Genomic DNA, 13,366 nt, shown 5'->3' with positions numbered 1-13,366 from the left:
CCACCTCCCCTTGTCGGTTCACTTCTTGCGGGCGAGCGTGACGCCGTCCGCGATCGGCAGCATCACGGTGTCGAACCGCTCGTCGACGGCGAGCTTCGCGTTGACGCCGGCGACGACCTCGGCGGCGTAGCGGGGGAGGTCCTCTTCGACGTCCTCGGGGGCCGCGACGGTCCCGTGCAGCAGCACGTTGTCGAGGATCAGCAGGCCGCCCGAGCGCAGCATCGGCGCGACGGCGTCCACGTAGTACGGGTACGACGTCTTGTCGGCGTCGATGAACACCAGGTCCGCCTCGCCCTCGCCGACCAGGCCGGGCAGGGTCTTGCGGCCGGGGCCGAGCTTGAACTCGATCTTGTCGGCGACGCCGGCGAGCTCCCAGTGCTTGCGGGCGATGCCGACCCAGTCCTCGGTGACGTCGCACGTGATCACCTTGCCGCCGGGCGCGAGCCCGCGGGCGAAGGCCAAAGAGGACAGTCCGGTGAACGTCCCGACGTCGATGACCGTCTTGGGCGCGACCAGCTTCGCGATCAGGTGCAGGAAACCGGCCTGCTCGACCGGGGTCAGCATCTCCGAGAGTTCACCGACCTTGGCGGTGTCCTCGATCAGGCTGCTCACCACCGGGTCCGGTTGCGTGCACGAACTGACCACGTAGGCGATCGTCTTCTCGTCCAGGAAACTGAACGTACTCATGCGTCCTCCACGACGGCGCGCGATCCGGCCGGGTTCCGGTGGGCAAAGGCCAGTATCGGCCGGGCGCGAAAGCCGTTGCGTCTCCTCGTTTGCACTGCGCAGCGGCCCTCAGCACTGCGGGAGATGCGCCGGTTCGGCCGTGGCGACGATCCTGACCTTTGCCGACGACGACACCACCTCCGGAGTCGAGGAGATTCGATGCGAGTCCTGTTCACCGTCTACCCGAACTCACTGGCGCACCTCTACCCGGTGGTGCCGCTGGCGTGGGCGCTGCAGAGCGCGGGGCACGAAGTCCGCGTGGCCGCGCACCACAGCGCGGCGGAGATGATCATCAAGACGGGCCTCACGCCGGTCCAGCTCGGCGACCCCGACCAGCCGCCGGTGCGGCTCACCGACGACTGCGCCCCGCCGCACCACCAGGACATCGTCAACCGCTACGCCGACGTGATGGGCCTGTCGCCGGAGGGCCGCGAGCACTGGATCGTGTTCTACCAGTGGCTGATGCAGCCGACGTCGGACTACGTGCGGCTCGACCGCCGCGAGGCGGAGGACCTGATCGACTTCGCCAAGGTCTGGCAGCCGGACCTGATCTCGTGGGACGCGACGATCCCGGCCGGCGCCGTCGCGGCGAAGGTCTGCGGCGCGGCGCACACGCGGCTGCTGATCGGGCACGACATGTTCGGCTGGTCGCTCGACCGCCTCGCCGAGAACAAGAGCGCCCTGGTGGCCGCCGGGCTGGACCCGAACCCGCTCGCGACGCTGATCCGGCCGCTGGCCGAGAAGTACGGCTTCGAGGTCGACGACGAGCTGCTCGTCGGCAACTTCAGCATCGAGACGATGCTGGAGGGCCTGCGCTTGCCCACGAGCACGAAGAAGCTGCCGATGCGGCACGTGCCCTACGTCGACCCCGAGGTCCTGCCGAAGTGGCTGTACCAGCGTCCCGAGCTGACGCGCTGTGAGTGCTGCGGCCGCAAGAACCGCCGCCGCGTCGCGCTGTCGCTGGGCGAGTCGACGCGCCGGTTCATCAAGGGCGACTGGGACCGCGCGCCGAAGATCCTCAAGGCCCTCGGGCAGCTCGACGACCTCGAGATCGTCGCGACGCTGGACAAGGCGCAGCTGGCCGACGTCGAGGAGATCCCGCCGAACGTCAAGGTGATCGACTGGGTCAACCTGCCGCACCTGCTGCCGACCTGCTCGGCGCTGATCCACCACGGCGGCATCGGCACGTACTCCTCCGCGGTGGCGCACAAGGTCCCGCAGCTGGTCTGCGACGTCGAGGGCATCTCGTTGCTGATGCGCCTGGTCGAGGACGGCGGCGACATCAACACCACGGGCACCTACCGTCTCGGCTGGGAGTTCGACGAGCGCGAAGAGGGTGCCCCCGAGGCGTCGACCGCGCACTGGGAGCTGCCGGCGAAGAAGGTCGAGTCCACGGTGGTCTCGGACTTCGTCATCTCGACCGGCGCGGGCGTCCGCCTGGACCACCGTGCCAACACCGTCGAGGAGATCCGCGACCTCGTCTGGTCGGTCGCCACCGACCAGCGCTACCAGCACGCGGCCCACGCCCTCCACGACGACTGGCTGGCGATGCCGAGCCCGAGCGACATCATCCCGGACCTGGAGAAGCTGGTCGTCCAGCACCGCCGGCGCTGAGCCTCCCCGCCCCGCCCCCCGGAAGCCGCCGTCCCGCACCCGCGGGACGGCGGCTTTCTTTTGCTGTGCAAGAGAAAGGCCCCGCCGGGCGAACCCGGCGGGGCCTTTCCTGTGCGCGTCAGAGCACTTCGACCTCGGGGACGAACCGGATCCACTGCCCGCCGGCGGCGCGGAACGCCTCCTCCTTGGCCATGATCTCCTCGGCGTGGTTCCACGCGAACAGCACGGCGTAGTCCGGGTAGGCGTCCGAGAACGCCGCCGGCGGCTTCACCGGCAGGTGCGAGCCCGGCAGCAGGTGGCCCTGCTTGCCCGGCGTCGAGTCGACGACGAACGGGATCAGGTCCGTCGTGATGCCGCAGTACGTCGTCACCGTCGAGCTCTTGCCCGGCGCGCCGTACCCGACGACGGTCTTGCCCTGGGCGCGCAGGTCCGTCAGCAGCCCGACGAGGTCGTCGCGGATCCGCTCGACGTTGCGGCCGAACCGCGCGAACGTCAGCGGCTCCGAGAGCTTGCCCGCCTCCTCCTCGGCCAGCAGGGCGTCGAGCGAGGCCGACGGCGTGCGCGCGCCCGGACGGGCGATCGTGTAGCGGACCTCGCCGCCGTGCATGGCGATGTGCTCCGCGTGCACCAGCTCGAAGCCGAAGCGCTCCGCCATCGCGCGGACCGAGCCGGCGCTGAAGTAGAACACGTGCTCGTCGTAGATCTGGTCGAACGCCATGCCCTCGATGATCGTGGCGAGGTAGGGCTCCTCGAACACGAAGATGCCGTTGTCCGACAGCAGCGCGTCGATGCCGCGGAACAGCGACTCCACGTGGGCGATGTGGCAGATCGTGTTGGCGCCGAAGATGACGTCGGCCGCGCCGTGCGCCCCGCGGACGGCGGCCGCGGTCTGAGCGTCGAAGAACGCCGACAGGACCTGGACCCCCTTGGCGCGCGCCAGGTCGGCGACGTTCCCGGACGGCTCGACCCCGAGGTGACGGACGCCGGCCTCGGCGATCGTCGACAGCATCACGCCGTCGTTGCAGCCGATCTCGACGATGAACGGGTCCGGCCCGGTCAGCTCGTTCGCCAGGAACCACTCCGCGTCGGCCCGGAAGTGCTTGCGGTGCCCGGCCGAACCGGAGGCCTGGTACCGGTAGCCGGCGTGGTAGCGCAGCTCCTGAGGCACCTCCTCCATCAGCTGCACCATCGTGCAGTCCTCGCACGAGCCGACCGCGAGCCGGAAGCGGAACTCGCCCTCGACCTCGTGGGGGAGCAGGAAACCGTTCGCCGTCGGCTGGTCGCCCAGGTCGACGAACTCGACGACGCGGCCGTCGCACACCCGACACTTCGTACCCATGGACTGGCCCTCACTGTTGGTGGTCATCGAATCCTCACTCCGCGCCCTTGTCGTCCTGCGCCAGCCACCAGTCCGCGCCGCGCGCCCACTCGATGGTCTTGATCAGCCCGTCGCGCAGCGCCGTTTCCGGGCGCCAGCCGAGGATCCCGGCCGCCTTGGCGTTGTTCGGCACGCGCCGGGGGAGGTCCTGGTAGGACGCGCCGAGCTTGACGCCGGTGTCGACGTCGACGACGCCGTTCGCGCCGGTGAGCTCACCGACCAGCCGGACGACCTCGCCGATGGTGGTCTCGACCATGCTGCCGATGTTGAACGCCTGCCCGACCGCGCCGGGGTGGTCGGCCGCGCGCAGGGTGCCCTCGATCGCGTCGTCGACGTAGGTGAAGCAGCGGGTCATGACGCCCTTGTCGTAGACCACGAGCGAACGCCGGTTGAGCGCCCGGTGGACCGACCGGCTCACGATGTAGGCGGGCCGCTGGCGCGGACCGTAGACGTTGAAGTAGCGCACGATGGTCGCCTCGAGCCCGTGCTGGCGGGCGAAGGCGAAGGTCAGGTGCTCGGCCAGCGCCTTGCTGGAGGAGTAGGACCACCGGTCGTGCGAGGTGCCGCCGAGCACGCGGTCGCCGTCCTCGTCCCACGGCACCGCCGGGTTCTTGCCGAACACCTCGCTGGTGCTGGCGAGGACGACCTTCGCGCCCGCTTCGAGCGCGAGGTCGAGCACGGCCCGCGTCGCGGCGTAGTTGATGTCGATGACGTCGAGCGGGCGCGCCAGGTACTGGTCGACGCCGACGACGGCGGCGAGGTGGTACACGACGCCGACGCCCGGCCGGATCGCCTCGGCCAGCTTCGCGGTGTCCCGCAGGTCTCCGGTGATGTACCGGACGCCCTCGACCGGGAACCGCGGCGGCGCGACGTCCAGGACGGTCACCTCGTCACCGCGGTCGACGAGGCGCTCGACCAGGTGGGAGCCGACGAAGCCGGAGCCACCGGTGACCACGGCGTGCTGGGGGGTGCTCATCGAGCCGTCTCCGTCTCGTTCGGCGTGCCCGGGATCGCGTCACCGCGGCCGATGCCGCGGTAGACGTACCCGGCGGCGCGCAGCTCGGCGATCTTTTCCTTGGGGTAGTAGGCGCGGCCGTCGAGGACCAGGCAGTCCCGGGCGACGGGCAGCGCGGCGAAGTCGATGTCGTGGAAGTCGCGGTGCAGGGCCAGGACCGCGAGGCAGTCCGCGTCGCGCACGGCCTCTTCGAGGCTCGCCGCCGGCCGGATGCCGAACAGCTCCTCGGCGGCGTCCGGGTCGACCAGCGGGTCGTACACGGACACGGTGAGCCCCGCCTTGGCGAGCGTCTTCACCGCGCCGACGGTCGGGGTGGCCCGCAGGTCGCCGGTGTCGTTCTTGAACGCCAGCCCGAGCACGGCCACCTTGCTGCCGGTCGGGTTCTTGCCCCGGCGCACCAGCTCGTCGATCGCCAGCTGCGCGGTGTACTCCGGCATCCCGGCGTTGACCTCGCGGCCGGCGGGCGCGGTCCGGATCGGCAGGCCGTGGCGCTCGGCCGAGCGCCACACCATCCACGGGTCCTTGGTCAGGCACGAGCCGCCGACGCCGACGCTGGGCAGGAGGATGTTCACGTTGCCCGCGCCCTTGGGGATCGTGTTCGCCGCGGAGATCACGTCGAGCACGTCGACGCCGTAGAGCGCGCAGAACATCGCGAGCTCGTTGGCCAGGGCGATGTTCAGGTCGATCCACCAGTTGCTGGCCAGCTTGACGATCTCGGCCGCCTCCAGGGAGTCGCGCGGGATCACCTCGACGCCGAGCGCGCGCCGCCAGAAGGCTTCCGCCGCGGCTTCGCTGTCCGCGCCGAGGCCGCCGGCCACGATCGGGAAGGTCCGCAGCTCGCGCAAAGCCGTGCCTTCGGCGAGCCGCTCGGGGGTGAACGCCAGGCCGAAGTCGACGCCGCCGGTCAGCCCGCTCTCCTCCAGGATCGGCAGCACGATGCCGCGCGTGGTGCCCGGCGGCACCGTGCTCTTGAGGACGATCAGCTGGCCGGGACGCAGGTGCGCGCTCAGGGCCCGGCAGGCCCCGCGCAGCTGCTCCTCGGCGAGGGAACCGTCTTCGCGCACCGGCGTGCCGACGGAGATCAGGATGACGTCGGCGTCGGCCGCCTCGGCGATGTCGGTGGTGACGCGCAGGTTCCCGGCGGCGAGACTCCGGAAGACCAGCTCGGCGAGCCCCTCTTCGGCGAACCGGCAGTGGCCGCGCGCCAGCTCGTCGACCAGGCGTGGGTCGGTGTCGACGCCGACGACGTCGAACCCCCGGCCGGCCAGCGTCGCGGCGATGCACGAACCGACGTAGCCGAAACCGATCACCGCCACTCGGAACTGGTCTTGGTCGGGCAGAAAACGCATCCGCGTCTCCAATCGGGTGATACTGCCTCCGGGGCCGGCTCGCGGCCGGGTCCTGCACGAACTCGTCGGGGGCGAACGCGCGCCGAATGCGGAGCTCCCCGCCGACCATGGTCCGCGCGGCGCGGCGCCGGTCGCGTCTCCTCTGTTGCTTGCGCCGCACCGCCAGAGAAGCCCAGGCCGGGCCGCCGCGGTTAGGGTGGTGGCCATGGCCGACGCCGACCTCCCCGTGATCCGGCAGATCTCTTCCCGCCTGGTGTACGAGAACGCGTGGCTCAGCGTGCGCGAAGACGGCATCGAGCGCCCCGACGGTTCGCACGGCATCTACTCCGTGATCGACCGCCCCGACTTCGCCACCGTGATCGCGGCCGAAAACGGCGGCTTCCACCTCGTGGATCAGTTCCGGTACCCCTTGCTGGGCCGCTACTGGGAGTTCCCGCAGGGCTGCTTCCCCGGCCGCCGCGACGGCGACCAGCTCGAGCTGGCGCACCGCGAGCTGGCCGAGGAGACGGGCCTGCGCGCGGGCTCGATGGTCCCGATCGGCCGGCTGGCCGCGTGGCACGGCGCGAGCGGCCAGATGTGCACGGTGTTCCTGGCGACGGACCTGGTGCAGGGCGAGCCGGACCGCGAGCACGAAGAGCAGGACATGCGGCACCGGTGGTGCTCGCGCGCGGAGTTCGAGGCCCTGATCCGCTCGGGCGGCATCCGCGACAACACCACGGTCTCGGCGTACACCCTGCTGCGCCTGCACGAGGAGGAGGGCGGCACCTTCCCGTGAAAGTGCCGCCCGGGCGTCAGGGGCGGACGATCTCCCGCAGGGCCGCGGCGAACTCCTCGGGGTGCGTGACGTACCCGACGTGGCCGCCCGGCAGGTGCACGATCGCGTTGCCGGTGTGCTCGGCCAGCACGGTGTTCGGCCGGTACGGGAAGGTGTCGCGCGCGTCGCCGCCCGCCAGCACCAGCTTGTCCGAAAAGGACTTCAGCAGCCGCATGTTCGGGCGGTACGCCGGGTACGGCTTCAGCTCGTGCTCGAACCAGAACACGTGGTTGCGCCGGATGCGCCCGAGCATCTCGGCCAGCTCGTCCGGCGGCAGCTCGGTGCGCCGCGGCGGCTTGGTCGTGGTTTCCATGCCCATCCCGGAGCGGAACGCCTTGCGCGCGGCGTCGACGCCCTCGCGCTGGTAGGTCTCGTACAGCTCGGAGTAGAAACCGAGCCAGTGCTCGGCGTCCGGCAGCACGGACGCCAGCGGCGGCTCGTGCGCGACGACGGTGTGCACCAGGTCCGGGTGCCGTTCGAGGGTGGCGAGCGCGACGATGGCGCCGGAGCTCGACCCGAACACGGCCGCCGCGCCGGGGGCGAGGTGCCGCAGCAGGGCCCCGATGTCGTGCGCGTCGTCGGCGAGCCGGTCGTCGCCGACCGGGCCGTCGAGCGGACTGCGCGAGAACCCGCGCCGGTCGTAGGTGATCACCGTGTACTGGTCGGCCAGCGTCTCGGCCAGCGGCACGAACGGCGCGGCGTCGCCGTTGCCGCTGGGGATGATCAGCAGGGCCGGGCCGGCGCCGCGGACCTCGTAGTACAGGCTCGCGCCGGGTACGGCCAGCCGGTCGATGGTGACTCGCATGCGCATCCTCCGGTCGCGGACGGTTTGGCGCCAGTGTGGTCCGCGCCCGGCCGCGCGCGCGTCTTTCCGGTTGGCGTCCGGGGGCTCTTCCGGATTGCGCGGCCGCGGGCGGGCGCACTCCGCGAGGTGCGCGCGGCCTCGGCCGGGTGCCACCGTCGGGAGCACGCGCGGCGTCCTGTTGCGCCCGGAGCCGCCCGGCCGGGCCCCTCCGTAGACCCGTCACACCGTGGAGGTCCAGGTGCCGAGCACCCCACTTCCGACCCGGGCCCAGCTCGTCGAACGCGCTGCCGGGCTGGTCCCGATGCTGCGCGCGAACGCCGGCAAGGCCGCCCAGGACCGCCGGCTCACCGAGGAGACGATCGACGCGCTCGCCGACGCCGGGGTCTTCAAGCTCCGCGTCCCCGCCCGGTTCGGCGGGTACGAGGCGGACACGACCACCCTGATGGAGGTGGCCACCCAGCTCGGCCGCGGCGACGGTTCGGCGTCGTGGGTCGCGTCGGTCTACTCCATCCCGGGCTGGATGGTCTGCATGTTCCCCGAGCAGGTGCAGGAGGAGGTGTTCTCGACCCCGGACGTCCGGGTGTGCGGGACGCTCAGCCCCACCGCGTTCGCCAAGACCGTCGCCGGCGGCTACATCGTCAACGGCAAGTGGAGCTTCATCAGCGGTGCGCCGCACGCGCACTGGCAGGAGATCATCGCCATCCTCGACCCGGGCGACGGCAGCGAGCCGTACCCGCTGATGGCGCTCGTCCCGATGGCCGACCTGCAGGTCGTCGACGACTGGTACGCCACCGGGCTCAAGGGCTCGGGCAGCCTCACGACCATCGCGCAGGACGTGTTCGTCCCGGCCGAGCGGGCGCTGCCGATGCCGACGGTCGTGCAGGGCAACACGGTGTCCGAGCGCAACGCGCGGATCCCGATCTACCGCGCGCCGCTGGTGCCGGTGGCCGGCGCGAGCAGCGTCGGCACCCTGCTGGGCCTGGCGCGCGCCGCCATGGAGAACTTCCTGGAGTGGCTGCCCGGCCGCCGGATCGCCTACACCGCGTACACGAAGCAGTCGGACGCGGCGGTCACCCACCTGCAGGTGGCGGAGGCGGCGCAGAAGATCGACCAGGCCGAGTTCCACTCGCGACGGATCACCTCCACTGTGGACACGAAAGCGCTCGAAGGCGTGCCGTGGACCCTCGAGGAGCGGGCCCGCAACCGCGCCGACGTCGGTGAGGTCTGCAAGCTGGCCAAGGAAGCCGTCGACATCCTCGCCGCCGGCGCGGGCGGCGCGTCGATCTACCAGCACGTGCCGATCCAGGGCATCCTGCACGACCTGCAGGCCGCGAGCCTGCACGCGCTGATCAACCCGACGACGGCCGCGGAATTGTACGGTCGTATTCTGTGCGGTTTGGAACCGGACACCGCATACATCTGAGCCGACGATTTCGCCGTCCCGCCCTGATCTGCGTCAGGAATTCGCTGCCGCAGGTCAGGGCGTGGAACGCCCGGGGAAAAACAGTGAGAACGCACGGTCCCACCGAGCGGTTCCCGGCCGGGGTCGCACCGCATTTCGGAAGATGCTCGTGACGAGCGGACTCTGGGACAGTTACTCACCGTACGAACCGACCTCGAAGTCACAACGCCTTGTGCGTCTGGCCTTTGTGATCCCTCGGTTGGCCGGCGGCTTTGATGGAGAGAGGATGATGAATAGTGACCGGTAACGGCGCGCCGCCCTTGGCCGGGCGGCGGGAGTGGTGGGGGCTGGCGGTGCTCGCCCTCCCCACGATGTTGACGATGATGGACATCAACGTCCTGTTCCTCGCGCTCCCGCACCTGAGCGCTGACCTGGGCGCGAGCAGCACCGAGCAGCTGTGGATCACCGACATCTACGGCTTCCTGATCGCCGGGTTCCTGGTGACCATGGGTACGCTCGGTGACCGGATCGGCAGGCGGAAGGTCCTGGTGACCGGCGCCACGGCCTTCGGCATCCTTTCGGCGGTCGCGGCCTTCTCGACCAACCCCGAAATGCTGATCATCATCCGGGCCCTGCTCGGCATCGCGGGTGCGACGATCATGCCGTCGACGCTCGCGTTGATCATGGGCATGTTCCAGCACCCCAAGCAGATGGGTGCCGCGATCGGTGTCTGGGCCACCTCGATGATGGCCGGTATCGCCCTCGGCCCGGTGGTCGGCGGCCTGCTGCTGGCCTCGTTCTGGTGGGGCTCGGTGTTCCTGCTCGCGGTGCCGATCATGGTGCTGGTGCTGGTGTTCGGGCCGATCCTGCTGCCCGAGTTCAAGAACCCGAACGCGGGCAAGCTCGACCTGGTGAGCGTGGCGCTGTCGCTGCTGGCGATCCTGCCGTTCATCTGGGGCCTCAAGGAGGTCGTCCGCTCCGGCTGGGCGGTCGCCCCGGTCCTGGTGGCCGTCGCCGGCATCGTGTTCGGCATCGTGTTCGTGGTTCGGCAGCGCAAGCTGGCGAACCCGCTGCTCGACGTGCGGCTGTTCGCGATCAAGGCCGTCTCCGGCGGTCTGGTCCTCGGCCTGCTGTTCGCCGCGATCCAGGGCGGCACGGGCCTGCTGGTGACCCAGCACCTGCAGGAGGTGGAGGGCTTCTCGGCCCTGAAGTCCGCGCTCCTGCTGCTGATCCCGGCCGTGATCATGGTGATCGGCATCCAGGCGACCAACCCGCTGTCGATGAAGGTCAAGCCCGGCGTCATCCTGATCGTCGGCATGCTCATCGCCGCGGTCGGCATGCTGGTGCTGAGCCTGTACGACACGACGTCGGGTGTGGCCGTGCTGATCCTCGGCTCGAGCATCATCTTCCTCGGCGGCAGCCCGATCGGCGTCCTGGTCAACAAGGTCGTCATGGGCTCGGCCCCGCCGGAGAAGATGGGGTCGGCGGCTTCGCTGCAGTCGACCGGTGGCGAGCTGGGCGTCGCGCTCGGCATCGCCGCGCTGGGCAGCATCGCGACGGCGGCCTACCACAGCCACCTGACCGTGCCGGCCGGCGTCACCGGCTCCGCCGCGGACGCCACCCGCGAGAGCATCACCAGCGCGGTCCAGGCGGCGGGTACGCAGCCGCCGAACGTCGCGCAGGACCTGCTTTCCGCGGCGGGCAACGCGTTCACCAGTGCCCTGAACACCACCGCCGGCATCTGCGCGGTCGTGTTCGTGGCCCTGGCCGCGCTGGCCTTCGTCACCCTCCGGCACATCCCGGTCCCGCCGGCGCCCCCCACGGGCCCGCCGCCGGAGGCCGCGCCGGAAGGTGCCGCGGAGGGCGAAACCTCCGCGGAGGCGGCCCAGGCCTGACGGTCTGGAAAACCCTTGATCCGGCCGGATCGCGCGAGCGGTCCGGCCGGATCGTCCCGTGAACGAGTCGTGCGGAGGAGTCCCGATGGAGCCCATGATCAACGTCATGCAGCCGGCACTGGGCGAGCAGGAGCTCGCGGCGGTGCGGGAGGTGTTCGAGAGCAACTGGATCGGCCGCGGCGCCCGCACGCAGCAGTTCGAGTCGGCTTTCGCGCGGCACATCGGCGTCGACCCCGAGCACGTGACGTCGACGAACTCCTGCACCGAGGCGACGTTCATCGCGATGGAGCTCCTCGGCATCGGGCCGGGCGACGAAGTGGTGCTGCCGACGCCGAGCTTTGTCGGCGCGGGCAACGCGATCGCCTCGCGCGGCGCCGTCCCGGTGTTCTGCGACGTCGACGAAGCCACGCTGAACCCGCGCGTGGAGGACGTCGAGGCGGTCCTGACCGCGCGCACGAAAGCCGTGCTGATCCTGCACTACGGCGGCTACCCCGGTGAGGTGGCGCGGATCGCGCAGCTGTGCCGGGACCGCGGCATCCCCCTGATCGAGGACGCCGCCGTCGCCATCGCCTCCACTGTGGACGGACAGAGCTGCGGCACCTTCGGCGACATCGGCGTGTGGAGTTTCGACCACGGCAAGATCGTGGTCACCGTCGACGGCGGGATGCTGTGCGTGCGCGACCCGGAGCTGGCCGCCCGCGCGCCCAAGATCGCCTACCTCGGGATGGAGCAGCGCAGCGGGTACGACCAGGCGATGCGCGCCCAGACCCGCTGGTGGGACTTCGACGTGACGTCCTTTTCCCGCCGCTCCACGACGAACGACGTGCTCGCCGCGATCGGCACCGTCCAGCTGAGCCGGCTGGGCGAGTTCATCGACCGCCGCCGCGAAGTCGCGCTCGCCTACGATGCCGGGTTGGCGGACGTGCCCGGCCTGCGCGTGCCCCCGCCCCTCCCGGCGGGCCACACGTCGTCGTACTACATGTACTGGCTCCAGTTCGAGGGCGGCATCCGCGACCAGGTGGCCCGCGACCTGTACGAGCTCGGCGTCTACACGACGTTCCGCTACCCGCTGCTGCACCAGGTGCCGGCGTACGGCTCGTCCGCGGTCCTCCCAGGCGCCGAAGCGGCGTCGGCGAAGACCCTGCTGCTGCCGATGCACCAGTCGCTGTCCGACGCGGACGTCGACCGCGTGATCTCGGCCGTGCGGCAGTGCACGGGCCGGCGCATCCGCGTCGCGCGCGCGGCCTGACCGTTTCCCGAAAGCCCGCAGCGGGGAAGACGGCGGGGCGGCGCCGGCCTGGCACCGTTGTCGGTAAGCGTCCGGCGTCCAGTGAGGATGATGGTGATGAAGGCTGCGGTGATTCCCGGGGTCAACGAGGAGTGGGAGCTGCGGGAGGTGCCGACCCCCGAGCCCGGCCCGGCCGACGTGCTGATCCGCGTTCGCGCGTCCGGCATCTGCTCGAACGACGTCCTGGTGACGAAGGGGATGCTGCCGTTCCCGTCGTTCGACCCGGCGATCCCCGGGCACGAGCCGGTCGGTGAGGTGGTGGCCGTCGGCGACGCGGTCACCAGCCGCCAGGTCGGCGACGTCGTCGGCACCACCTGGATCCGCGGCACCTGCGGCAGCTGCGACTACTGCCGCCTCGGCCTGCCGCTGTCGGCCCGCGCCGCCTTCGCCTGCGCGGCGCCGGTTTCGACCGGGTTCACCGTCCAAGGTGGACAGGCGGAGTACATCGTCGTCGCCGCCGACCAGACCGTGGTCATCCCCGACCACCTGTCCCCGGAGCTCGCCGTCCCGGTGCTGTGCGCGGGGTACACGAGCTGGAGCGCGCTGCGGACGGCCGACCCGAAGCCGGGCGAGCGCGTCGCGGTGGTGGGCATCGGCGGCCTGGGGCACCTCGCGGTCCAGTACGCCCGGGCGTGCGGCTTCGACACGATCGCGGTGACGAGCTCGCCGGAGAAGCACGACCTCGCCCGCGAGCTGGGTGCGGGCACGGTCGTCTCGAACGGCGAGGAGCTGCGCGCGGCGGGCGGCGCCGACGTGGTGCTCGTGACGGGCACGTCGTACCGCGCGGCCGCGGACGCGATGACGGGCCTGAACGTCAACGGCCGCCTGGTGCTGGCCGGCATCGACGTCACCGAGCCGTTCACGCTGCCGCCGATGCTGCCGTTCTTCGGGCTGGGCCAGCAGATCCTCGGCGCGACCCACAACGGGACCGAGTACCTGCGCGAGGCGCTGGACCTGGTGGCGGCGGGCAAGGTGAAGCCGCTGGTGGAGACGTTCGCGGCCGAAGACGTCGCCGAAGCCGTCCGGAAGGTCGGCAAGGGCGAGGTGCGGTTCCGCGCCGTCGTCACCTACTGAAACGGC

11 protein-coding genes are annotated in these 13,366 nt (G+C 71.0%); 6 read left to right on the top strand and 5 right to left on the bottom strand.

The features are described 5' to 3' along the window. Nucleotides 1–18 precede the first annotated feature (18 nt). Nucleotides 19–687: an O-methyltransferase gene (locus tag ACYVLJ_RS36475; RefSeq protein WP_460442099.1), complete on the bottom strand. Its 669-nt coding sequence runs from the start codon at nt 685–687 to the stop codon at nt 19–21. Between the two features lie 198 nt (nt 688–885). Here ACYVLJ_RS36475 and ACYVLJ_RS36470 point away from each other — a divergent pair, with 198 nt between their 5' ends. Next, nucleotides 886–2,340, top strand: a complete 1,455-nt coding sequence (locus ACYVLJ_RS36470; protein WP_451978201.1) for a nucleotide disphospho-sugar-binding domain-containing protein — start codon at nt 886–888, stop codon at nt 2,338–2,340. 118 nt (nt 2,341–2,458) lie between these two features. Here ACYVLJ_RS36470 and ACYVLJ_RS36465 read toward each other — a convergent pair whose 3' ends face one another. From ACYVLJ_RS36465 to ACYVLJ_RS36455, 3 genes are read right to left on the bottom strand one after another with little or no spacing between them, the layout of a single operon-like run. After that, the gene (locus ACYVLJ_RS36465) at nt 2,459–3,679 is read right to left on the bottom strand and encodes a methyltransferase domain-containing protein (protein ID WP_460442098.1); all 1,221 of its coding nucleotides are present in this window, start codon (nt 3,677–3,679) and stop codon (nt 2,459–2,461) included. Between the two features lie 34 nt (nt 3,680–3,713). After that, entirely contained in the window at nt 3,714–4,694 is a 981-nt protein-coding gene (locus ACYVLJ_RS36460) for an NAD-dependent epimerase/dehydratase family protein (protein ID WP_451978206.1), read from the bottom strand. Further along, the gene (locus ACYVLJ_RS36455) at nt 4,691–6,082 is read right to left on the bottom strand and encodes a nucleotide sugar dehydrogenase (RefSeq protein WP_460442097.1); all 1,392 of its coding nucleotides are present in this window, start codon (nt 6,080–6,082) and stop codon (nt 4,691–4,693) included. The genes ACYVLJ_RS36460 and ACYVLJ_RS36455 overlap by 4 nt, the downstream gene beginning before the upstream one ends. Before the next feature lie 205 nt (nt 6,083–6,287). On the opposite strand from ACYVLJ_RS36455, the gene ACYVLJ_RS36450 reads away from it, so the two are divergent. Next, on the top strand, nt 6,288–6,857 hold the full coding sequence (locus ACYVLJ_RS36450) for an NUDIX hydrolase (protein ID WP_460442096.1): 570 nt from the start codon (nt 6,288–6,290) through the stop codon (nt 6,855–6,857). A 16-nt stretch (nt 6,858–6,873) separates the two neighbouring features. On the opposite strand, the gene ACYVLJ_RS36445 is transcribed toward ACYVLJ_RS36450, so the two are convergent. Then, the gene (locus ACYVLJ_RS36445; RefSeq protein WP_460442095.1) at nt 6,874–7,701 is read right to left on the bottom strand and encodes an alpha/beta fold hydrolase; all 828 of its coding nucleotides are present in this window, start codon (nt 7,699–7,701) and stop codon (nt 6,874–6,876) included. 238 nt (nt 7,702–7,939) lie between these two features. Between ACYVLJ_RS36445 and ACYVLJ_RS36440 the strand changes: the two genes are divergently transcribed. The 4 genes from ACYVLJ_RS36440 to ACYVLJ_RS36425 all read left to right on the top strand — a co-directional run bounded on the left by ACYVLJ_RS36440 (nt 7,940) and on the right by ACYVLJ_RS36425 (nt 13,360). Further along, nucleotides 7,940–9,124: an acyl-CoA dehydrogenase family protein gene (locus tag ACYVLJ_RS36440; RefSeq protein ID WP_451978218.1), complete on the top strand. Its 1,185-nt coding sequence runs from the start codon at nt 7,940–7,942 to the stop codon at nt 9,122–9,124. A 275-nt stretch (nt 9,125–9,399) separates the two neighbouring features. Then, nucleotides 9,400–10,998 carry an MFS transporter gene (locus ACYVLJ_RS36435; RefSeq protein ID WP_451978221.1) on the top strand — a complete coding sequence of 533 codons (1,599 nt, stop codon included), beginning with the start codon at nt 9,400–9,402 and terminating at the stop codon, nt 10,996–10,998. 85 nt (nt 10,999–11,083) lie between these two features. Beyond that, nucleotides 11,084–12,247, top strand: a complete 1,164-nt coding sequence (locus tag ACYVLJ_RS36430) for a DegT/DnrJ/EryC1/StrS family aminotransferase (protein ID WP_451978224.1) — start codon at nt 11,084–11,086, stop codon at nt 12,245–12,247. 96 nt (nt 12,248–12,343) lie between these two features. Beyond that, the gene (locus ACYVLJ_RS36425) at nt 12,344–13,360 is read left to right on the top strand and encodes an MDR/zinc-dependent alcohol dehydrogenase-like family protein (RefSeq protein ID WP_460442094.1); all 1,017 of its coding nucleotides are present in this window, start codon (nt 12,344–12,346) and stop codon (nt 13,358–13,360) included. The last annotated feature ends 6 nt before the right edge of the window (nt 13,361–13,366 follow it).

The organism is Amycolatopsis stemonae (assembly GCF_054781455.1).
This window is presented reverse-complemented; position numbering and strand designations above follow the sequence as displayed.